A 23,407-nucleotide genomic window follows, 5' to 3' on the forward strand; every position below is an offset into this window, starting at 1 on the left:
GTCAACAGCAGCGTCAGTGTACAGAAACTATCTGCATTTCAGTTTCTCCAGATATGCTGACGGACTCATTCCATACTGCTGTTTAAAGGAACGGCTGAAATAATAGGCGTCCGAATAACCTGAAAGCTCTGAAGCCTGAGTAACCGTAATATTCGGGTCTTCTTCCATCATCTGCCGTGCCTTTTCCATCCTCACCATAATCAGATATCTGCTTAACGAATATCCATATTCCTTTTTGAAAATGCTGCTTAAATAGCTGGGGTTTACTTCCGTCTTTTCGGCAATCAGATTCAGTGTCAGATTATTCTGCCAGTAATTTTCATCAATATATTTTTTCGCTTCGTCAACTTTCTTCTTTCCGGAAGGAACCAGCCGCTCCCCCATCTGGCTGACACTTCTCTTTATCATTCCGGTCACCTGTTCCCTCAGTTCCCGGATATCTGTCAGATGCTCAAGTTCAGTCAGAATCTGTTTTTCCCGCTCATTCTCTTCCACAATATCTTCCCCCGTTTCGACAAGATACATAAAAAAATTTACGAGAATGTCCGTCGTGACATATGCGATTACCTGTCTCGGGATATTCTCCGACGCAAAGCTTTCAAAGCAGTCTTCAACCTGTTTTTGCGCCTCCTCATATTTTCTGCTTCTTAAAAGAAACCTGAAGTCATGCGCCCGGTAGGGGATTCTTCCAAGACACTCTGTCACGCTCCCTGATTCATAAGGACAGATTTTCCCGAGCCTTCTGCCGTCAGCAAGCCCCTCATATGCCTCCTTATATGCTTCATGAAGCTGCAGAATGCCTTTGTGGATATTGCTGGTGCTTCCGAAAAAGCTTCCGCTCCCGCCGATCTCCTCCTCAATACACGCACACGCTGCCTGAACTTTAAAACGGAACTCCTCCGCCCCTTCCCGTCCTGCGGTAAGGAAGAGTCTGTCCGTCTGCATGTCGATCATCTCTGTTTTTTCAAATTGTTCTTCGATCAGATCCGCGATATCCTGAGCATATGTTTCCACTGCCTGCTGGTCAGCGAAACGCACAAAGAACAGGCAGATGTTTTCATCGTCTCTGTACCCGTATTTTTCCCAGTGCATTTCTGCCGTCCGCTCTGCAATGCCCGCAAAACTCTCTATGAAAAACTGCTTTCGAATATCATCGATTCTGGCACAGGCATTCAGGAGTTCTTTTTCCAGCTCCTTTGGATCCAGCGGCTTCAGAAGGAAATTTACCGCTCCGAATCTGAGCGCTTCTCTGGCATAATCAAACTCGCCGTATGCGGTCAAAATAATGATCTGTATATCCGGATCCATTTCCTTTACCGCTCTGGAAACCTCAATTCCGTTTAAGAACGGAATATTAATGTCCATAATAATGATGTCCGGCCTTATGGACTGTACTTTTTCCAGGGCCTCCTGCCCATCCTCCGCTTCTCCCGCTATGTACAAATTAAGCTGTTCCCATGAAACCGTGCTTTTTACCAGTTCTCTCTGCAGATATTCATCATCAACGATCAGTACTGATCTCATTGTGTCCCGCCTTTCCCTGTCCCGGTATTTTTACAATCACTTCCGTTCCCTCCCCGGGTTTACTTTGGATTGAAATGCCAGCCTCCTCTCCGAAATAGAGTCGGAGCCTCTGGCGTATACTGTACAGCCCGAATGATTTTTCCCTGGATTTTTCTTCTTCGGACAAAATTTCTTCTGCCCGCTCCGCACTCATCCCGGCTCCGTTGTCTGAGATTCGAATTACCACGTCCGCCCCGTTTCCCGCTCCGCAAACAGAAATTTTTCCCTGATGAGGGACATTCTTTACACCATGATAGATCGCATTCTCGACAATCGGCTGAAGTGTCAGCTTTACAATCGGGACATCCATAATTGCTTCGTCAAACTCAATCTGAAAAATAATTTTGTCCCTGTACCGCATCTTCTGTATCTGAATATAACTCTCTATATTTTCCACTTCCGTCCGAAGCGAGATCAGATTTTTCCCGCTGCTTAATGCTGTCCGGTAGAACTGCCCGATAGCGTGGATCATCTGGAACGCGTCATCCGGCCGGTTCATCTTGATCAGCGCGCTGACGCTGCTGAGCGTATTATAAAGAAAATGGGGGTTAATCTGTGCCTGGAGAACAGCGAACTCGTATTTGCGTTTATCTCGCTGCTCCCGGTAAACCTGCTGTACGAGCGTCTCAATCTGCACTGTCATTTTGTTGAATGCATCCGCCAGCACGCCGGTTTCATCACCGGAGCGCACCGGAACACTGACATGGAGATCTCCTTTCCCGAAACGCTTCATTGTATCCGCCAGTTCCGAAAGCGGCCTGGCCACCGTATGCGCGACAAAAAAGCTGAGCAGCGCGGCAGCAGCCACCGCAAAAACCCCGACCACATAAAGTACAACCGTCATGATTTTTCCCGGTTCCAGAAGCATACTGACCGGCGTGACGCCGATCATCATCCAGTCCAGCGTTCCAATCTCTGCTGCCGTAACCAGGCACCGTTCCCCTCCGATCTGGAACGACTTTCCTTCATCGTTATTCTTTTGGAGCACCCACTGAAAAAAATCTCTGTCAGCAATATTCTGCGCCGTCTGTTCCGTATTTTCAGACGCAAGCTTTACGTTCCCGCTCGTATCCGTAATCAGATACTGTCCTTCCGCCTGATATTTTAAAGGAGTAAAAATCTTCTGAAGCAGTTCGGAATTATATTCAACCACTATATATCCTTTCACCTGTCCCGATGAGTATTCCCTGTACGGCCGCATATAGGCAATGCCGTCTCCGGGGCCTTCCTCGTCCTCATATTCATATAAATCCAGCCATGCAGGTTTCTCGGGCATCTTTTGAATTTCCTCAAGCAGATTCAAATAAGCCGCCGCACGGGACCGGATAGAATTTGTGTTGACCATTTCTCCGCCTGTCGTATAGACAGAAATGCTGCTGAACTGATTCTCCGGATACAGGGCCTCCAGATAGTCAAGGCGGCTTTCTACCTTCATCCTCTGCTGAAGCCTCTGTGCTATTCCAGTCTCCCTGCCGTTCTGGAACCAGTTTTCCACATCCTCATCTGTAAAAAGCACCTTTGTTATCCTTTCCGCGTCAAGGAGAATATCCGCACAATTATCAGACACAGTTTCAAATCTCTGCACATAAGATTCCGTTACTATGTCCAAAACCGCCTTTTCAAAAAATACCTGCAGAATCAGAGTAAAAGAAACCAGGACAAAAGCAATCATCCCGATATTCAGAAACGTAATCTTTTTCGCAAGCGAGAGCTTTCCATAGCATTCTTTCAAAATTTTTTTCATGGCAGACCGTCTCCTTTAGCTCCCTGTGTGCCTGAAACACAGCGGGACAGCTTATACGCTATTAATTATAGTACATGCTGCCGTGCTTTTTCAAGGCAGCCCTCTGACGCCGTAAAGCAATACCCGGAAAAGAAAACGGACGCGCCAGATTCTTACAGCACGTCCGCAAATTTTCATTTTATAAAGTTCCTGCCGGCTCTACCATCTCTTTTCCACACCCGGGCAGTGCCGCACGGCAATCGCCGCGCGCATCTCCACAAAGCACCCGCACACCCGGCACATTCCGTTAAGGAGCTGATCACACTCCCTGCACAGAACCAGCCTTCGCTCATATTCTGCGTCAGAGGCTCTGTCATCCTCGGAAAGATTTGCAATATATGTGTACATGTTCTGGAAATACGCCTCCTCCGGCATGTCCCGCAGGAGGCATTTCCGGCATATTCTCTGTGTGTCCGGCATTCTTTTCAACCTCTCTTCGTCTCTTACCTCAGTTCCAGATGAAGAACGCTGCACGGCGGAATGGTGAACTTCACACCGCTCTCCGTCACCTCAGCTCCGTCATATTTTTTCACCGTAACGTGCTCCGGATCTTCAAAGGTATTCATCGCACGCATCTCATCTGTCACGATCTCGCCTTTCACTTCATTCACATTCCAGTCCACCATATGCGCGTCCACGCTGTAGCTCTCCTCCAGGGAAAGGTTTGTCACCGTGATGTGCATTACGCCGTCCGCGTCAACGGATACAGATTCTGTAAGGTTCGGCACTCTCCACTCATCGTCCACACCGATTGTCTCTGTCTCAATGCTGCTGTCAACCAGATCCGAATCCTGATGGTATTTGTACATGTCAAATACGTGATATGTCGGCGTCTTAATCATCTTGTCGCCCTCTGTCAGGATCACGGCCTGCAGCACGTTTACGATCTGCGCAAGGTTCGCCATCTTCACACGGTCGCTGTGTTTGTTGAAGATATTCAGAGTGATTCCGGCAACGAGCGCATCCCTCATCGTGTTCTGCTGATAGAGGAATCCCGGATTTGTTCCCGGCTCGCATGTAAACCATGTTCCCCACTCATCCACGATCATGCCGACCTTCTTCTCCGGATCATATTCATCCATGATTGCCCCGTGGCGGCGGATAAGCTCATCCATAAACAGCGCTTTGTACAGCGTCTTGTACCATACTTTTTCGTCAAAGTCCGTAGCGCTTCCCTTGATCTCCCATCCTTCCGGATGCACATAATAATGAAGGGAAAGACCGTCCATGAATCCGTGCTGTGCCGGAAGCGAATGTCTGTAGCATGTAGCCAGAACATCTTTTGTCCACTCGTAGTCATCTACATTGGCTCCGCAGCAGATTTTCTGAATGTGGTGATCCGCCTTATAATCGCGCACATATGTCTGATATCTGCGGTATTCATTTGCGTAGAAATCCGGATTCATGTTTCCGCCGCAGCCCCAGTTCTCATTTCCCACGCCGAAGAAATCCACTTTCCACGGCTCTTTGCTTCCGTTTTTCTCCCTCAGCTCTGCCATGGGCGAAACGCCTTCGAACGTCATGTACTCGACCCACTCCTGCATCTCCTGCACTGTGCCGCTTCCGAGGTTTCCGTTGATATAAGTCTCGCATCCGAGCTGACGGCACAGTTCAAAGAACTCATGGGTTCCGAAGCTGTTGTCCTCCACAACGCCGCCCCAGTGCGTGTTGACGATTTTCTTCCGGTTTTCCTTCGGGCCGATTCCGTCCTTCCAGTGATACTCGTCCGCAAAGCATCCTCCGGGCCAGCGCAGAATCGGCACGCGGATCGCCTTTAACGCCTCCACCACGTCGGTACGCATACCGTTTACATTTTCGATGGGTGAATTTTCTCCCACGTAGATTCCTTCATAGATACATCTTCCGAGATGCTCGGAAAAGTGTCCGTATATCTCCTTGTTGATCCTGCTTAATTTTCTGTTCGGGTTGATTACCATTTTTGTCATTGCTGTATGCCTCCTGCTGCTTCTTTTTTTCCGCCCGCCGATGCAGCGGGCATTCCCCTGTTTGTCACATTTTTTGTCACATTGAAAGCCCGCCCGTTATATCGCGTTCAGGCCGCTTCCCCATATGGAGACTCCGGTCTCGGAGCAGAGTGCGGTAAATGTCATCACGTATTTCTTTCCGTCTTCATCCCACTGTTTCAGAAATACACCTTTGTAAGTGTCTCCGTCTATGGTGATCTCCGCGCCGTAATCCCCGGTGAGCTTCCATGTTCCTTCAGCCGCTCCGCTGATCTCTCCGTTTTTCTTAAGCACAATCTCTTCCGACACCTTCGCCTCGGCCGAGATATCTCTTCCATGGTTGATCAGCTTGTATGTTCCTGTCAGGCTGTCTTCCTCACACGGCTCCGCTGTCTCTTCCGCGTACCGGTACGGAGCGATCACCGGCCAGCCGTCCTCGTTGAAGAACATCTGATGCACTCTCACCTGATGTTCCTCGCCGCTGTTTTCAAACCGGGTGTGATAAATAATAAAATATTTGCCCGACTCCTCATCGTACAGACAGGAGTTATGTCCCGGCGAGAGATAACCGTTCCGCTCTTCTCCCTCCTCGCCTTCTTTCCACTCGAACCGGTAGCCGCCCATCAGCTTTGTTCCGTACTGTTCCGCCGTCACATCGCTGAAAGTGGAGCCCGACGGTCCCTTGCAGTCGGTCATCTCCTGTCCCATGGAATCCACATACGGGCCGTTCGGATTTTCAGACCGGCACACACGGATATTGTATCCTCCGTCAGAGTCAAGCCCGCCAAAAGACAGGAACAGATAATAGTACCCTGTATCTTCATTATAGATAACATAGGGCGCCTCGATCCTTAAGTGATTTCCGCCCAGAAGCTTCTCCCCGTAACCGCTCTCCAGTTCAAGCCCGGTCTCCGGGTCCATCTCCTTTATGAAAATACCGCCCGAGTAGGAGCCGTAGATCATCCACAGCCGTCCTTCCGCGTCATAAAACACGTTGGGGTCCACCGTATTCGGGTCTGTCGCCGCCTGATACAGGTTGCCGTCCTCGTCCTCTTCCGAGGCGTCCATTCCGGATTTGAGCATGAGCCCTTCATTTTCATAGGGCCCTGCCACACTGTCCGAAACCGCGGTTCCCAGACAGGAGACCGGCGTGTCACCCTGGCAGTTGCAGTAATAGAGATGATAGTTCCCATCGTTTAACTTCACCACATCGGGCGCCCAGAACGTATTGCTGTGAGACCACTCAAAAGCGTCTTTCATTACAGAATACACATCCGGAATAATCTCATTGTCATCCTTTACTCCCTGGTTTACATATGTCCAGTTCATAAGATCATCTGACTTTGCCACTGCCAGATGTGATCCGAAAATGTAATAACTTCCGTCCTCTCCCTCTACGACAGACGGGTCGTGCACCGACACCTCGGAAAACTCCTTTTCCACCGGTTCGCCGGCTTTTAATTTTTCCTGTTTTGCGCACGCCGTCATCGTCAGAGACAGGAGCAAAAGCGCACATACCGATAATTTCTTCACTTTTACCTCCGAAACCAAAAAGACGGCTCAATCCCGCAGTTTCCCGCAGGTATTGAGCCGCCGTATTCACATTTTTCCGTTTGTCCGGCCGCCTTTTGGCAGTCCGCCTGCAATTCCGGAATATGCCGTCAGGCACTTCCGGCCATTTACATCGGACTGTAGGCAATCCGGACTTTGATATCCTGATTATAGTTTCCAAAACCGCTGCCGAAGATCGTCAGTCCTCCGACGTTTTTCGCGTCTTCCTCGACCTGGAATTTAAACCGTATTGTACTCTTGTAGTCCAGATTGAACTGTCTGATATTTACATCAGATATTTTCAGTCCGTCCACAAAGGTTCCCTTCCTGTTGATGACGATCATCTTCAGAAGTCCGTACTGGTTCCAGTTCGGGAACCACCAGTCCGGGGTAAAAATCCCCTGTACATCGCCATAGTCTCCCGGGCTCGTCCATGTCCCGATTTTCACGTCATTGAGAAAAAACGAGATGTCTGACGGCCAGTCGTTGTTTATGCCCGGCGCCTCCGAACTGATCTCAAGCGAGAGCGTAATCTGGTCGATTTTCGTCGCGCTCGGGAGCAGATTCGGAATAAGATATTCGATATACCCTTTTGTAAACCAGAGAATCCGCGCCTTGATCCTGTCCGGATGAGCAAAATATCTCGGGTCGTCCACCTCTCCGACAATCGCCCGGTCTGTCGCCAGTCCGCATGTTGGATATACTTCGTAATTCGAATAATGCCCGATGCTTACCTCTGTGTTGTAAATATTATTCTCATCCTCGAACTCATCATCTTCTACCTCAAACAGGATCTTGTCTACCGCAACCCTGCAGAGTTTCTGATTGCCATGGCCGCCGCGCTCCGCCAAAACCTGGATAATGCCGCTCTCCTCCAGCTTCTTAACGTGGCTGGTAAGTGCGCCGTTCGTAATCCCAAGAGCGGAGGCCAGCTCATTCATGTTCATCTCGCGGTTCTCCAGGAGCAGCTTCACAAGATTGATTCTCAGTTCAGAACCCAGCGCTTTAAAGACCGGAAGCCCTTCATCCAAACTCTTAATGTGCAACATCGCTACTTCCTACTTTCCGGATAACCTTACTATTTTAGATTAACCTAAACAATACTATACATGAATTTTTTCCAATATGCAAGACCCGAATTATCAATTCCCGTAACCACCGTCACGGTTCCTCCGTTTTCAAAATCCGGGCATCTGTATATGACACAGTTTCCTGTGCATCCTTCTGCGTCTTCCATCTCCGTCTCGCCGGAAAACGTCATGCGGTTGTCAGCCGCGGCGAATGTCAGTCCCTCTCCGGTGCCTTTTGCCTCCTCCGGGGAAAGCGGCTCAAACTTTTCCCCCTGGTAAGGCTCCGGCCCGAATACCGGCCATCCATCCACAAAAAACATAGGACGCACCATCATATAGTGCACCGTATAGCTCGCGCGCTGTTCTTCCTCGTCATAGACGCGGTTCACAGAAGCTCCGTCGCGGAAATGATGGACGAAAAAGTACCTCTTCGACACCGGATCATAAAAGGGCACTCCGTGTCCGGGGCCTCTGATTCCTCCCCACTCCCAGCCGTTTTCGTCCGTGTTTCTGTCTGCATTTCCATCTGCATTTCTATCTGCGTTTCCGTCTGCGTTTTCATCTGTTTTTACACAGGGATTTTCTGCCCGGAAGCAGTAGCTTCCCGCGAGTTTGAGTCCCATGGACTCTCCTCGAAGGTCCGCTCCGTCCACGTCCGTATAAGGGCCTTCGGCATGCCGGCTGCGCCCCACCCGGATATCGTAGTCGTCTCCCAGCCACCCGTAGGACTGGAACAGGTAGAAGTACCCCGTCTCCGGCACATAGATCACTGCCGCCCCTTCGGGTCCGTCCGACGTCGCGTCATCCGGTTTCCGGGAGATACATTTTCCCAGGCTGCGGGGATCTTTATCCGCCGGAAGCCCGGTCTTCTCATCCAGCTCTTTTATATAGATCCCTCCGAAAAAGGAACCGTAAACAAGGAAACATTTTCCTCCGTCCCGCACAATGTGCGGGTCAATCCCGTTCGGATACGTATCGTCCGTGCCCCATGTATCGACCACGACGCCCCTGTTCTCGAAAGGTCCCAGCGGGCCGTCCGCCACGGCAAGCCAGATCCTCGACTCCGAGCTTCCGAATGCCTTTGTTGCGGAATAGTACAGCCTGTATTCTCCATGTACATACTCCGCGAACGGTGCCCAGAATCCTTCCGTCTCCGGGTAATCTCCATTGTCTGCGCCTTCTTCCGCAGCCTTCTGCGAGAGCACAGTTCCTTCATATTTAAAATGTACCAGATCGTCCGAACTCCGGACCGGAATACCTCTCTTTTCACAGAGCCCTGACTCCGGACGGTACACATCGGTACTGTAAGAATAGTACCTGCGGCTTTCCGGGTCCCACATCATGGACGGATCATGGGACCACACAGCCGGATTTTCGCTTACGTCTGTGTCGTTCAGCCGAAGTGTCCTCTCCATTTCATTTTCATCCTCCTTTTCTCCAGACAATCACCGGAAGTGCCAAAAGGCACATTCCGGGATTGTAAGCGGTCGCCAAGGTCTCGGACTTTGGCTCGTCGCCTGTACAAAAAGGGGCTGCTGTCAGTCAGTCTGAACAGCAGCCCCGTGCGCCGTTAGCCCTTGACTCCGGAAACAGCCATAGATTCAATAATGTATCTCTGGAAGAAAAAGAACAGGAGCAGGGTCGGCAGGATTGCAAGCACCGACGCCGCCATGATAAGCGGGTAATCACTGTTAACGGCGTAATATGCGTTAAAGGACCGGATTACGACCTGCAGGGTGAACCACTCTTCATCCTGAATAAAAATCGTCGGTGCAAGATAATCATTCCAGATTCCCATAAACCACAGTACCAGCTGAGTCATCAGCGCTCCCTTCATAAGGGGAAGGAATATGCTGCGGTACATCTTGAAATAGCTGCATCCGTCGATCTTCGCAGCCTCCACGATGGAGTCCGGAACACTCGTCAGATTCTGTCTCAGGAAGAAGATAATACTGACGTTTCCGAACAGTCCCGGGATGATCAGCGGCAGAAGACTGTTCGTCCAGCCCATCTTCGTGAACATCACGTACTGCGGGATCATTACGACCGCGAAAGGAATCATCATCGTAGCCAGCAGCCCCAGGAAGATGCCGTTCTTTCCCTTAAACTTCAGCTTGCTGAAGGAGAATGCCGCAAGGGAAGAAGTAAATCCGCCCACGATCAGCACCGGGAAGGCCACGGTCAATGTATTCCTAAGACCTCTTAAAAACTCCGGCTTCTGAAGTACTTCCGCGTATTTTCCGAATTTCCACGGATCCGGGATAATGCTGAAGTTTGCCGACAGTATCTGGTTTTTTGTCATGAATGAACTCAAAAACATGTAGATCAGGGGAAATACCATTATAATCGCGCCGATCAGAAGGAGTGTAAAGATGACTCCATCCACTATTTTGGCCTTTTTCGTTTTAACCTCTGAACTCTTTTCGTCAAGATTAGCCATATTTCCACCTCCTACTCGATCGTTTTCACCCATTTATCCTGTACCTTGAAGTTTATCGCAGTCACGATAAAGATAAAGATCGCAAGGATAAATGCCATCGCTGAACCATAACCCATCTGGTTGTTGCCAAACGCTTTGTCATACAGATAGAAGACAACTGTCGCCGCACTGTAATTCAGACCTCCGTTCGGAACCATGACAAGGACTTCCACAAACACCTGGAATCCGCCGATCAGACCTGTGATAAGCAGGTAGAATGTAACCGGAGAAACAAGCGGTATCGTAATATGCCTGAACAGGTTGAATCCGCTGGCGCCGTCGATCTTCGCCGCCTCATAGTAGTCTCTCGGGATACTCTGCAGTCCTGACAGATAGAGGATGATCGATCCTCCGAGACCTTTCCAGACCATGAAGATAATCAGGGACACTTTTACCCAGAATTCATCTCCCAGCCAGTTCGGGCCATGCGCGCCTGTCAGCGCCTTGATAATGCTGTTCAGCAGACCGTAATCATAGTTGAACACCCACATCCACAGAATTGCAACCGCGACAAGGGATGACACAACCGGTACATAATATAATGTACGGAGAACTTTGATTCCCCGGATCTTCCTGTTCATTCCCACCGCGATGATAAGCGCAAGGATCATTCCGATCGGAATACCGATCATGTAAATCACTGTGTTGAAAAGCACTTTCCAGAATTTCTCATCGCCGAGAAGTTTGATATAGTTTTCCGCTCCCACGAAATTGGCCATCATGTCGTTCATGCCGTTCCACTTGGTCAGACTGGCAACGAACGCAAACACGATAGGGAAGGCCATAAAGATCAGAAATCCGATGAACGGGGGCGACACGAATGCCAGTCCCCAGCAGTGCTCCTTAAATTGGGCTTTATTCATCTTTTTCTTTACTGGTTTCACTTTTGTCTCGCTCATACCCTATACCTCCTGACAGAGAAAGGAAGAAATTCCGGAAAGCCATGACCGGACTTCTCTCCCCGCCTCTCTTCAAGAGAGCCGGCTTTTCCGCCGGCTCTCAGTTACAACTTACTCTACGCTTTCCCACGCCTCGTCAAGAGATTCCTGCATCTTCGGCTGTACTTCCGCAATGTATTCATCCACTGTCATAGAGCCGTTCTTGACATTGTCAAGTCCCTCCAGGAAGATATCGTGCCACTCTGCGTTCGGAGTGTATGTTGTCTCCTGGAATCTTCCTTCATACTTATCTGTTCCGTTCAGATAGTTGAAGAACACATCTACATTTGACGGGAATGCAAGTGTTCCGTCGCTGATTGCTGTTACGAACTCGCCCTCTGCAAGAGACTTGATGTTCGGAAGCTGAATGGACTGTCCGCCTGTGATTCCGGAGAGCTCTTTCTGTCCCTCTTCATTTGTACACAGGTAGGAGATCAGCTCTGTTGCCTCTTCCTGGTTCTTGCTGTTTGCAGATACGCAGAAGCCTACTGTTCCGAGCCATGTCATGGATTTTCCGCTTGACAGTGTCGGATATGCACACAGATCCCACTCAAACGGGAATGTCTCTTTGTCCATGAACGCTGCCACATCCCATGTACCGCATGCATAGAACGCTTCCTGTCCGGCCAGCCATCTCTGATATACACCAAGGGAAGCATCCTGCTCAACCGTCGGTGTTACTTCGTACTCAAGTGTAAGATCTACATATTTCTGAAGCGCTTCTTTAAACTCAGGTGTGTCGATATTCACGGTCTTGTAATCGTCTGTCAGATATGTAGCTCCGTTGGACCATACAAACGGCTGAAGCATGAAGGCATTCGCCATACCGCATCCCCACTGGTCGATCTCGCCGTCACCGTCCGTATCTTTTGTGAACTGCTTGCACACTTCAACGAACTCTTCATATGTATACGGGTTCTCCGGATCCGGATACGGGATTCCGGCTTCATCAAACATGTCTTTGTTGTAAGCATATGCAAACACGGAAGCATCTTTCGGCAGAGCGTAAAGGTCTCCTGAACCTGCCTTCTCGCCGTCATAACGGTAGCTGTCCAGCGCCTCCTGGGCAACAAGCCCGTCTGTGGAGATTCCCTTCTCATCCAGGATCGGCTGAAGGTTTGCGATGTAGCCGTTCTCAACAAACTGCTCTACCGACTCCGGTCCTACATAGAACACATCCGGAAGGTCTCCCGCTGTCATCATACCGGTCAGAGTCTTGGAATACTCTTCCTGTGTTGTGATCTGGATATCAATATTCGCGATCGTATCCTTGTGGTCTTCCTGGAACTTCGCGATCATATCCTTGTACACCGCGGACTCGTGGTCGTTCGCAAAGATAAACACCGACAGGTTCTTTCTTCCGTCTTCCGCCTCACTGGAATCAGAACTTCCGCACCCTGTAAGAACAGTGGTCGCCAGTGTAGCCGCAACAACGCCGACTGAAATGAGTTTTTTCAGTTTCATAAATTTTTCCTCCTTTTTTCTTCATGCCTTTATCGACACATTGGATGTTGTGGGTACATAATAGCATCATCGTTTAGATTAATCAATATATTTTATTTTTTTCTAAATATAACATCTATTTTCAATGTTATTCACAATTTTCTCGCATTATTTTTGTGCATATATCACAATATATTTTAACTTCTTTTAGTTTTATCTAAAATACTTTATTTAATAAATTTGTTGTCATAGGAAAATACCGGGAATCCATTCTCGTCATAGCATACCTTCATCACCATGGCATGTCTGTTCGGATCATAGAGCGGATCTCCCACGATCTCGTCATATGGCCTGGCGTGATACACGCACAGATCAGTCACACCGTCTTCCGCTTTCACAAAAGAGTTGTGTCCCGGTCCGTAGATTCCCTTCTCCTCATCCGTCTTAAGCACCGGATATCTCATCTTTGTCCACGCGTGGGGATCAAGCACATCTTTATCCTCATCGATATACATCATACCCATGCAGTAGCACGCGCCGGTTGCGCTCGCCGAAAAAGTCATGAAGATCTTTCCGTCGTGCTTTAACACTGCCGGCCCCTCATCAACCCAGAAGTCCACTCTCTCCCAGTCATAGTCGGGCGTCGTGAGAAGCACCTGCGCTGTCGCAAGTTTATTCGGGCTTTCCATACGGGCAATGTAAAGGTTTGACACCTGCCTGCCGACTCCCGTTTTCTCCGCCCATATATAATAATGCCCGCCTTTGTGCTCAAACACGGTGGCATCAAGCGAAAATGCATGGAAAGAAAACTCGTCTCCGTCCGCCGCGCGCATCATTCCCATCTCTTCCCATGTGTCTTTCATCGGGTCAGTTCCCGTGCAGCGAAGCACATACGGCCTGATCTCCCACACATTGTCTTTGTCCCCGGCCGCATAGTAGATATACCAGTTTCCGTCCAGACAGTGAATCTCCGGAGCCCATATATGGATGCTCTGCTCTCCGCTCTCATGTTTGTGCCAGAGCGTGACTTCCTCCGCGTCTCTGAGCCCTTCCACCGTCTCTGCGCTCCGCAGAACGATTCTGTCATAATCCGGGACCGACGCCGTAAAATAGTACGTCCCGTCCGTGTGGCGATAGACATACGGATCCGCCCGCTGCGCGATAAACGGTTCATTCCAGGATGTCTTTCGATAATTGCTGTTATTCATCTTTCTCCTCCTTATCCGGCACATGTGCTGGCCATACGCACATGGCGCTGTGCTGACCCCAAGTCTACACTATGACCGGCCTCAAGGCAAGAGTTATTTTAGTTTTTATTAAAATATTACAGTTTTATCTAAATATTTTTGTCTATAATTACATCTGGTTTTTCCGCCCGAAGCAGTTATAATGTATTGTAACGTCAGTACAGAATAATCCGCCAGAGAGGAGTCTGATATGAACCTGTTTTCCTATGACAGTATGTTTTCACGTTTCTTATATTTTGTCGCCGACATTGTAACGCTGCATTTCCTGTGGCTGATACACAGCCTCCCGATCGTCACGATCGGCGCGTCCACCACAGCGCTCTACTACAGCTGCATGAAGCGTATCCGCACCGGCGAAGGCTATGTAACGCGGAACTTCCGCAAGTCGTTCCGTGAGAATTTCCGCCAGTCCACCATCATCTGGCTCATCCTGCTTGTAACGGCAGCCGTGTTTTTCTGCGATCTGCGCATCGGCATGGCGGTCGGCGGCACGATGGGAAGCGTTATGCTTGCAAGCTGCTCCGTGTTTCTCATTCCGCTGCTGCTTCTTGCGGTTTACATCTTCCCCGTGCAGGCGAAGTTTGAAAACCCTGTGTTTGAGAATATCAAAAACGCACTGATTATGTCAATCCGGCATTTTCCGTGTTCCCTGCTTCTCATCGCAATCTATGTGACGATTTTCCTTCTTCTGTTCACCTTCCCGCCTCTGGCAGGGCTTCTTCTCTGCTGCGGAGCGGGGCTGATCGGCTACCTGACTTCCAATATTTTCGTATATATTTTCCGGAAATATGTGCCCGACGAGCTGGAGAACGACCTGGAAGCTTCCGGAGAACACTTTGAGTAGTTCATCGTTCATAATCATAGTTCATAATAATAGGGCAGCGGACCGCTGCCCTGTTGCTTTATTCCTTCACAGAAAGGCTCAGCTCGTTAAAGAGCTGCATATCTTTCTCCGGATCTGTATTTCGAAATTCGATTCTCACTCTCTGTCCCGCGTATTTTGCAGGGACCGCAATTTCCATCTCCGGACTTTGCACGCTTTCCGCGCCTTCCGGATCTCCCTTGCTTTTCATGCTTTCCGCGCTTTCCGGATCTCCCTTGCTTTTCATGCTTTCCGCGCCTTCCGGATCTTCCGATTTCTGCATCTCTCCCAGCCTGATGAGGCTTAAGAGTTCCCCGTCCGCTGTCACCTCAAAGGATGCGCCTTCCCCGGGAGTCATGTGAAGAACACAGGCTTTCTCCGGTATCTGCATCTCATACGAGAACCATCCTCCCGGCTTTGCGCTGCGCCCCCTCTTTCCGGATTCGTTTACCGCCTCCGTGGCATTTCCCCTGATTCCATGCGCCAGTTCGTACTGGTCGTTTCCGAGGGGGATCACCTCCGCCCGGTGACTCATGATATACTCTTTCCGCGCTTTTTCCGTCCGGTACTCTCCGTATGCCCAGCTTCCCTTTTCAAAGAGATAGAAGTAAATGCCGTACCGCACCCGGTTTTTCAGGAAATGCGGCGCAAACACAAGCTCCTCTCCCGACGCGTCCGTAAGCGTAAACTCCATTTCGTGAAGCCCCTGCTCTGCCGGCTGGCTGTCTGCTTTTTCAGCGCGCTTCGCTTTGGGACGCCGTTTCATCTTTTCTGCCATGCAGGATGCAGCAGCTGCCAGGTCTTCCTCAGCGGCATCTTTTATCTTTCCGATGCCGCAGAAGTCTGTGCAATCGTACAGAAGACAGTCTTTGATCCCCGTTTTCCCCGCCGGAACCGTCACATCCACACCTGTCGTCGTCTCTTCCATATCCTCCGTCCCCAGATCTGCGCTCAGCACGTAAGGGCCGTAAGTGAACGCCGCAGCGTGCGGATTGTCCGGGAGCGTATGGGCGCTCACGCGCATCGGAAACGAAAGTTCAACCTCATCCTCCGCACTCTCAAGCCCCTCGATCAGAAGATATCCGCCCTGTTCCCGCACAGTTGCCATGGCAGAAGTATTCCCGCTGATTTTTATCTCAGGCTCTCCCGCAGTCCATGCAGGCACCCTTACCGCCAGTTTCCAAGGCTTTCTGCTGTCTGCCGCCGCTATTCCTGGCCCCCCGGCTTCTGCGTTTGATTCTTCCTGCTTCCCGCTTTCTGCCTTCCCGCTTTCTGTTTTCTCTGCTTCCAGGCTGCCATTTCTCTCGGTCACGCGGATAGACACCGACTGTTCACTCAGAAGATCCGAGCGCATTTCAAGCCGGATGCCTTTTTCTTTCCACTCGATATCCGCGGAGAGGAAACGGTTGATATACAGCGTATCTTCCCCGGCATAGCAGATCCCCTCACACTGTTTTGTAAAGTTTTCCATGCCGGTTCCCGTACAGCACCAGAAATTGTCATATGGACGCGAATACACTTTGAAATATCCTGCTGCCATGGGCTGAAAATAAGTTGTCATGCCGGTTTCGTGATTCTGGGAGGAAAGGATGGCGTTGAGGTACGCGCGCTCGTCATAGTCTGCATACTTTTTCTCTCCGGTGAGCCGGAAGAGAAGAGAAGTAAGCTTCAGCATATTGTAGGTGTTGCACGTTTCGCAGTTGCAGGCTGTCCGCTCCCCGTCCAGGATATCCGGCTTTCCGAAATGCTCCCACTCACTGTTTCCGCCTGTGATATATGTGTGGTGCTCTGTCACCATATCCCAGAACCGCTGCGCCATCTTAAGATAAAACGGCTCTTTTCCTCCGGTCACTTCATACCGCTTCAGTCCTCCGAGTATCTTTGGAATCGTCGTGTTCGCATGAAGTCCGTCCAGAATATCTCTTCCTTCTTCCATCGCCTCAAAAAGCGGCATCTCGTCAAACTGGTGCGCTGCCTGTGCATGGCGGGGATCTCCGGTAAGTCTGTATACTTCGTACATGCAGTCGTTCATGCCGCCGTACTCAACAGCCAGAACCGTATCACGGACTTCCGCGCTCCAGGAGAGCGCACGCCCCGCCACCCAGTCTGCCAGCGGCCGCATCACATCATACGCTTTCTGAATCCCGCAGAGACAGTAAGCAGCCGTCACACCGGAAATGATCTTGTGCATTGTATACCAGGGCACCCAGGCCGGCTCTTTTCTCTCCACTCTGTCAAACAGCGACTCCGGGAACGCACACAGATATCCGTCCTCCCTCTGGCATAATGCCAGTTCATTTACGATTTTTTTAACCCGGCTTAAGACCTCCGGATCACGTCCGTACGCCCACAGCTGCGAGAGCGCCGTCAGGTAATGTCCCATCGTGTGACCCTGGATCTCCGTGCTCTCCCAGCCGGGATAGCGCATCGCAGCCGCCTTTCTCCCCGCCGTCTCCCGAAATCCCGCGAGGAGCCTGTCCGCATCCAGAGAGAGCAGATATTCCCTCTCAAGTTTCATACTTTTCATAAGAAACGGCTCCCTCACGGTCACTTGTCCGTAAGACAGCTGTCTTAATTCCAAACCACCCATAAAAAAATTCCTCCTGTAAAAGTCACATCAACTATAACTGATACAGAAGGAATTTTCAATATTTCAAAAGTATTTTAGATTAATCAATAATTGTGCTTCTCGGTCCGGCCGCCTGACCGCTGTCGTTTCTGCAGATCTTTCCGGCCTTCATCACAAAGGACACATCCTTTAACACTGTCACGTCATCCAGCGGATTGCCTTCCACGGCGATTACATCCGCATTCCATCCGGCAGTGAGCTGTCCTTTCTGTTTCTCCACGCCGCACATCTGAGCCGCAGTCACAGTAACCGCTTTCAGCGCATCCAGCGCCGGTGATCCGCCTTCAACTGCGTAGACCAGCTCTCTCCAGAGCAGCGCGTGGTTCGCATCGGTTCCGATGGTATAAGGGATCTTCCCGCTCTGGTAAACAAGATTTAAGCACTGGCGGGAATATTCTCTCGCGCTTCGCATCTTCTGAACCTGCGAATCCGGAAGATACGGCTCGCGCTCTGCGTCCAGCACAATTCCCGACGTCATGTCGATCCAGCCTTTATGCTCTTCTTCCACCATCTTCACCTGCTCCGGCGTGATGCTGTACACATGCTCGATTACATCCACCCCTGCCTTTACGCAGTAGTCCAGTCCGAGTCCGCCGATGCAGTGAGCCGCAGTCCGGATTCCCATCCGGTGCGCCTCCTCCACAACCGTGCTGATCTCATCATAAGAGAGGAAGCAGGGGATAAAGGATTCCGGTGTGGGCGCCGGCGCTCCCGGTGTCACAAAGATTTTCAGCACATCCACACCGCGGTGCATGTTTTCTCTGGCAGTTCTGCGGAACTCCTCCACACCGGAGTGAGGCACACCCACAAACCCGTGTCCGTGAACGCCTCTCATGCCGATTCCGCACACAAGCAGGTCCGGACCTTCCACTTTGCCCTCTTTTACCTGCTCTTTCAGTGTCACATCGATGTAATGGCGGTCACCGAGGCACCTCTCTGTTGTGATTCCGGCCATCAGATCGTCTTTTAAGTTCTTAATCGCCATCACCGTATGTTCGCAGGCGCCGAGCTCCATCATGGCAAGGTGGCCTTCTACTCTGGCATCCATCGCCAGATGGCCGTGGCACTCAAAGAGTCCGGGCATCAGCGTCTTTCCGGGGAAACGCATCTCCTTCGCGTCATGATACTGTTCCCGGGCGATCTCCAGATCCCCGGCAAAGAGAATCTTCTCATCCTCTGTCACAACCGCCCCGTTTCTGATCTCATCAAGCCTGGAACCGGCCAGCACCCGGTCCGCGCTCAGCAGATATTTCATATTGTCTTTGCCCCCTTCTTACTGATCTGTTTTCTCACAACCGGCCACAACAGGGATACGACTACAAGCAGTGTAAACACAATTGTGTATGGCCTTGTAAACATCTCAAGAATATTGTTCGGGTACATAACTATTGTCTGGCTGATGGATGTCTCCAGCATGCTTCCAAGCAGCAGAGCCAGCGCCACAGGCGACAGCGGGTAGTCGTTCTTCACCATAATGTACCCTACAACTCCTGCGATATAGAACTGAATCACATCGAACATGCTCTTGTTCGTCGCGTAGGCGCCTACCGTCGCAAGAATAACGATCAGTGTCGCAAGCACGCTCTTCGGAATCACAAGAATAAAATTCGCGACCTTACAGAAGAGCAGCCCCAGGAAAAACATCACTATGTTGATAATCACAAATCCTACCATCAGCGAATATGCCGTATCCGCGTTCGTTGTAAACAGCTGGGAGCCCGGCTGCAGTCCGTGTATGTACATTGCGCTTAAGAACAGCGCAGCCGGCGCGCTTCCCGGAATACCCAGAGACAGAAGCGGGATCAGAGATCCGCCGGTAACGCCGTTGTTCGCGGCCTCGGAACCGATAATACCCTCAACTGTACCTTTGCCGAACTCTTCCGGATGCTTGGACGCTTTCTTTGCCTGGTTGTAGGAGAGGAATGCCGCGATATCCGGCCCCGCCGCCGGGATAATGCCGATAATAATACCGATAATCGTCGAGCGGACCAGACAGAACTTGTTGTTCCAGTAATCTTTAAAATCCACGATCAGCTTCCCGGCTTTATTGACTTCATTGTAGCCCTGGCCGTCCGACTCCAGCATCCCCAAAACCTCCGGGAAGGAGAACAGGCCGATCAGGATCGGCACAAGGGAAACGCCCGCATACAGGTTCAGGTTGCCAAAAGTAAATCTCTGGTATCCGACCTGCGGATCCTGGCCGATCGTCGCCAGAAGCAGGGCGAAGAATCCGACCAAAAGCCCTTTTGCCGCGTTTCCTTCCACGAGAAGACACACCACGCTCAATCCGAAGATGGCGATCATCATCTGCTCCGGCGGCCCTACTCTCAGGGCGATCACGGTCAGCACCGGGGCCAGGAAAAGCAGTGCCAGAGAGCTGGCAACTCCACCAAAAGATGAAGCAGTAGTACAAACCGCCAGAGCACGGCCGCTCTCTCCTTTTCTCACCATGGCACGGCCTTCCATAGCCGTCGGCGCAGACGCCGGCGTTCCCGGGATTCCCAGCAGGATCGCCGGGATAGAGCCCCCGTAGACCGCGCCGCAGTACAGTCCCGAGAGAAGAAGCAGCGCTCCCGACGGCTCCAGCACATAGGAGAACGGGATAAACACCGCAACGGCCATAGTTGCCGAGAATCCCGGCAGGGCTCCGAACACAATTCCCACCATGGTCCCCACGACGCAAAGGACCAGGTTAAACGGCTGAAGCACAGTAGTCAGCCCAATTAAAATCTCATTCACACGATCCCCTCCTTTATATCAGTATTCCTGACGGGAGCTGTACAAACAGGATATTCGAAAACATCAGATACAGCACCACAGCCGCCGCCAGTGGAATAACAATAATAGCCAGTTTATTCCGGTTCCCGAGATAAATCAGGGAATAAATTCCAAAGAGCACCGTAGACACCACATAGCCCAGCTTGTCAATCAGCAGGATATAAAGCAGTACCGCCACACAGTAGACAACAATATACAGCACCCTTTTTTTCTCCATCCCGCCCGCGTCTTCTTCAAGGATCGTCTTTCTCTTTCTGATCCACTGTATAATGAGAAACGCAATGCAGACAAAGCTGGCGATGATCATAACCATCGGATATGTACGGGCTGCCTCGTTTGTGTTCCCGAGATCCGATACGAAGATCATCAGGACAAGCGCAAATCCAATACAAACAAGCAGGTCCCATTTTTTCAGTTTCATATGATTTCACCTCTCATTTAAATGCTTCCGCCCCCTCAGACCGGCAGTGATTTTTATTAGCCGGCTGCTGCGATAATAGTATCCTTGCTTGCTTCAAAATCTGCTTCCATAAATTCTGTGCAGTCTTCATGTCCTGAGTAGTTTACAAAGTTAAATCCGCTGTCTGCCATCTCTTTCTGGAAGTCCTCATCTGCAAGCACCTGCGCGCAGAGGTCATCATAATAAGCGATCACTTCATCAGAAGCGCCTGCCGGAAGCACAATGCTTCTCCACTGTGTAAAGGTAGCGTCTACGCCCTGCTCGATCATCGTCGGTACGTCTGACATGGAATCCAGACGCTCTTCACCGGTTGTGGCCAGGACAACAAGATCCTCATTATCTGACATAGCCGCAAACTCAGACGCGAAAAGGCTTGTCACGTCACAGTTGCCGCCCGCTACTGCTACAAGAGACTCATTTCCGCCGTCAAAGATCATTTTTCCAAATTCAACCCCTGTCGCGTTTTCAACATAGATTCTCGGATATGTCTGGGCTGTAAACTCCGGTCCGCCCCATGTGATTTCGCCCGGATTTTCCTCCGCCAGCGCTACAAGCTCGTCCATTGTGGACACGCCGAGGCTCGCATTCGCCACAATTACGGTCGGATCCTGTGAGAAAATCGCTTCCTGGATAAAGGAATCCTCCGTATATGTCACGCCGTCCACGAGGAACTGGTCGTACAGATTTACATTACAGAACATGCCCAGCGTATAGCCATCCGGCTCTGCCATGGAGATGGCAGTATTTCCGATTGTTCCCGAACCTCCTGTCTGGTTGTCGACCACAAAGTTCACACCCGCGTATTCTGCCGCGTATTTCGCAAACAGTCTGGCCGCGATATCCTGTCCGCCGCCTGCGCCGTACGGGCAGATGATCGTTACCGGCTGGTCAAGCGTCCATCCGGAAGCCTCTTCCTCTCCGGAAGTCCCGCTGTCCTGTGAATCTGATCCGGAACTCCCCGAAGAACCCGAGCATCCTCCCAGCACCATCGCGCTTCCCATCACTGCCGCCATCATAAGTCCTACCAATCTCTTTTTCATTGCTACTCCTCCGTTCCTTTTGTTTTTTGTTACTTTATAATTACAGGCTCAGTCCCTGTACATAAAGTTCATAAATCGCGAGCCCCGTAAGATCCACATCCTCGATCGTCACAGGCTGTCCCTTCTTCACATCCCGCACCAGCTTCGTACCGCCCAGCAGATAATAGGGGGCCAGTTTCTGCTGTATTTTTCCGGTCTCCAGAAGTTCCGGCTCCAGGCATACGATTTCGTGGTGATGTCCTTCTACCTTAAATTCCGTCCCTGCCTTTAAGTCTTCTCTTGCCACTCCCGAGAGTACCGATACCTGTCTGCAGTCCGCGCGGGTTCCGATTCCCAGAAGGTCTCCAAGAAGAATTGTAATCGGGCTCTCCAGCCCCATCAGGTGATACGGCCAGTAGATGCAGGCATATTTCCTGTTTCTCCCTATCACATGTCCTTTGCCTTCCAGAAGCTCCCACATCTTTTCGTTTTCGCACTTGACAATGATATATTCGCCTCCCGCAAAACTGGCTTCATCCGTGCCTCTTAAATTGTGGAATACATCTACCACACCGGTCTTTTTCAGTATTCCTCCGTCCTCCTCGGGAATGAAGATATCTGCCAGTTCACTCGGTTTCGCGATCGGATAGTCCAGGCTGGCCGCCGCAGGGACAAGCCCTGTCACATTTGATACAAGATTCATTTCGCACAGGTCGGCGCAAACCACTTCCGTATATTTGCCGAGCAGATTTTTTCTCTCCTCCAGAGTCTGTACTCCGGCATAACGCCAGCAGCCGAGAAGCTCAGGCATATCCTCTCCTTCGACACTTCCGTCTGTATAAGAAAGCTTTCCCGTCTCCCTGTCCCATACAAAGTCATACTCGCTTGATTTGCCTGCCGCTATGATCTCCAGCCCGAGCACCTTTGCCCAGGATATCAGATCAACAAGATTGCGTGGCTGGTCTCCGTTGACAAGCGCGTATACCGCGTGGTTCTTTGCCGCAAGCTGATGAAGCGCAGGTCCGCATACGCTGTCCGTCTCCTTCGAAACCATGTAGACATTGATGCCTTTTTTCAGCGCTGTCACCGCCGCGTCACAGCTGACCGCCGTGTTTCCGGTACACTCTACAATGCCCGTCACGCCGCAGTCCATGACCATCCGGTAATCGGCAACAATGATAATCGCATCTTCTGCCGCGGCCCGGATCTGCTCCACATTCTCACACACCGCGACCTTGTCTGTGTCATATCCGATTTCCTTCAGGACATCCACACACTCTTCCGGGTGTCTGGAGCACACGGCGCGCAGTTCCATAAGCTCCACATGCAGGATCTGCGCCAGCAGTGTATAGCCATATCCCCGTGTCGCGCCGATAACGCCGACTCTGGATTTTTTTCCCGCTGCACCTGCAAATAAATTTGTGTAGTCCATAGTCTACTGATCCTCCTGTCAGAATTTGTTATATGCCTAAAGCAAAAGCAAAAAGTGTGCCAGGTCAAAAATTCCCGGTTTTTCGCGGTTTTTTTGTTAAAAATGGACAAAAAGAAGGTGCAACGCATTGCATCATGCATTGCACCTTCCATATGTTTTCCGCATATCCGCGGTATATTTGCCTTATAC

General features: G+C 50.7%; 18 protein-coding genes. 1 reads left to right on the forward strand and 17 read right to left on the reverse strand.

Features of this window, described 5'->3' with window-relative positions; genetic code table 11:
- Positions 1-27 precede the first annotated feature (27 nt).
- From LKD70_RS09450 to LKD70_RS09500, 11 genes are all read right to left on the reverse strand, one after another.
- Entirely contained in the window at positions 28-1,524 is a 1,497-nt protein-coding gene (locus LKD70_RS09450; RefSeq protein WP_227707785.1) for a response regulator transcription factor, read from the reverse strand.
- The gene (locus LKD70_RS09455) at positions 1,502-3,307 is read right to left on the reverse strand and encodes a cache domain-containing sensor histidine kinase (protein WP_227707786.1); all 1,806 of its coding nucleotides are present in this window, start codon (positions 3,305-3,307) and stop codon (positions 1,502-1,504) included. The genes LKD70_RS09450 and LKD70_RS09455 overlap by 23 nt, the downstream gene beginning before the upstream one ends.
- Before the next feature lie 198 nt (positions 3,308-3,505).
- Positions 3,506-3,766 carry a DUF6171 family protein gene (locus LKD70_RS09460; RefSeq protein WP_227707787.1) on the reverse strand — a complete coding sequence of 87 codons (261 nt, stop codon included), beginning with the start codon at positions 3,764-3,766 and terminating at the stop codon, positions 3,506-3,508.
- Positions 3,767-3,789: 23 nt separating this feature from the next.
- Complete coding sequence (locus tag LKD70_RS09465; RefSeq protein ID WP_227707788.1) at positions 3,790-5,292, reverse strand: alpha-N-arabinofuranosidase; 1,503 nt, start codon at positions 5,290-5,292, stop codon at positions 3,790-3,792.
- Between the two features lie 96 nt (positions 5,293-5,388).
- Entirely contained in the window at positions 5,389-6,843 is a 1,455-nt protein-coding gene (locus LKD70_RS09470; protein ID WP_227707789.1) for a glycoside hydrolase family 43 protein, read from the reverse strand.
- 146 nt (positions 6,844-6,989) lie between these two features.
- Entirely contained in the window at positions 6,990-7,910 is a 921-nt protein-coding gene (locus LKD70_RS09475) for an ArsR/SmtB family transcription factor (RefSeq protein WP_227707790.1), read from the reverse strand.
- A 44-nt stretch (positions 7,911-7,954) separates the two neighbouring features.
- Positions 7,955-9,346 carry an arabinan endo-1,5-alpha-L-arabinosidase gene (locus LKD70_RS09480; protein ID WP_227707791.1) on the reverse strand — a complete coding sequence of 464 codons (1,392 nt, stop codon included), beginning with the start codon at positions 9,344-9,346 and terminating at the stop codon, positions 7,955-7,957.
- Positions 9,347-9,501: 155 nt separating this feature from the next.
- Positions 9,502-10,371 (reverse strand): carbohydrate ABC transporter permease, encoded by an 870-nt coding sequence (locus LKD70_RS09485; RefSeq protein WP_227707792.1) that lies wholly within the window; start codon positions 10,369-10,371, stop codon positions 9,502-9,504.
- Positions 10,372-10,382: 11 nt separating this feature from the next.
- Positions 10,383-11,309 carry a carbohydrate ABC transporter permease gene (locus LKD70_RS09490; RefSeq protein ID WP_227707793.1) on the reverse strand — a complete coding sequence of 309 codons (927 nt, stop codon included), beginning with the start codon at positions 11,307-11,309 and terminating at the stop codon, positions 10,383-10,385.
- Between the two features lie 111 nt (positions 11,310-11,420).
- On the reverse strand, positions 11,421-12,812 hold the full coding sequence (locus LKD70_RS09495) for an ABC transporter substrate-binding protein (RefSeq protein WP_227707794.1): 1,392 nt from the start codon (positions 12,810-12,812) through the stop codon (positions 11,421-11,423).
- A gap of 206 nt (positions 12,813-13,018) precedes the next feature.
- Positions 13,019-13,999 (reverse strand): glycoside hydrolase family 43 protein, encoded by a 981-nt coding sequence (locus LKD70_RS09500; protein WP_227707795.1) that lies wholly within the window; start codon positions 13,997-13,999, stop codon positions 13,019-13,021.
- Between the two features lie 229 nt (positions 14,000-14,228).
- Here LKD70_RS09500 and LKD70_RS09505 point away from each other — a divergent pair, with 229 nt between their 5' ends.
- Positions 14,229-14,882 (forward strand): YesL family protein, encoded by a 654-nt coding sequence (locus LKD70_RS09505; protein WP_227707796.1) that lies wholly within the window; start codon positions 14,229-14,231, stop codon positions 14,880-14,882.
- A gap of 58 nt (positions 14,883-14,940) precedes the next feature.
- On the opposite strand, the gene LKD70_RS09510 is transcribed toward LKD70_RS09505, so the two are convergent.
- From LKD70_RS09510 to LKD70_RS09535, 6 genes are all read right to left on the reverse strand, one after another.
- Positions 14,941-17,490: a beta-L-arabinofuranosidase domain-containing protein gene (locus tag LKD70_RS09510; protein WP_227707797.1), complete on the reverse strand. Its 2,550-nt coding sequence runs from the start codon at positions 17,488-17,490 to the stop codon at positions 14,941-14,943.
- 79 nt (positions 17,491-17,569) lie between these two features.
- Positions 17,570-18,784, reverse strand: coding sequence for an amidohydrolase family protein (locus tag LKD70_RS09515; protein ID WP_227707798.1), 1,215 nt, complete (start codon positions 18,782-18,784; stop codon positions 17,570-17,572).
- A complete protein-coding gene (locus LKD70_RS09520; RefSeq protein ID WP_227707799.1) occupies positions 18,781-20,268 on the reverse strand; it encodes a tripartite tricarboxylate transporter permease in 1,488 nt (495 codons plus the stop codon). Before LKD70_RS09520 ends, LKD70_RS09515 begins: the two co-directional genes overlap by 4 nt.
- Positions 20,269-20,281: 13 nt before the next feature.
- The gene (locus LKD70_RS09525) at positions 20,282-20,728 is read right to left on the reverse strand and encodes a tripartite tricarboxylate transporter TctB family protein (protein WP_227707800.1); all 447 of its coding nucleotides are present in this window, start codon (positions 20,726-20,728) and stop codon (positions 20,282-20,284) included.
- 56 nt (positions 20,729-20,784) lie between these two features.
- Complete coding sequence (locus LKD70_RS09530) at positions 20,785-21,807, reverse strand: tripartite tricarboxylate transporter substrate binding protein (protein ID WP_227707801.1); 1,023 nt, start codon at positions 21,805-21,807, stop codon at positions 20,785-20,787.
- A gap of 40 nt (positions 21,808-21,847) precedes the next feature.
- Positions 21,848-23,218 carry a homoserine dehydrogenase gene (locus tag LKD70_RS09535; RefSeq protein WP_227707802.1) on the reverse strand — a complete coding sequence of 457 codons (1,371 nt, stop codon included), beginning with the start codon at positions 23,216-23,218 and terminating at the stop codon, positions 21,848-21,850.
- Positions 23,219-23,407 lie beyond the last annotated feature (189 nt).

Source organism: Ruminococcus turbiniformis (assembly GCF_020687545.1).
In the GTDB taxonomy this organism is placed as follows: Bacteria; Bacillota; Clostridia; order Lachnospirales; family Lachnospiraceae; genus Mediterraneibacter; species Mediterraneibacter turbiniformis.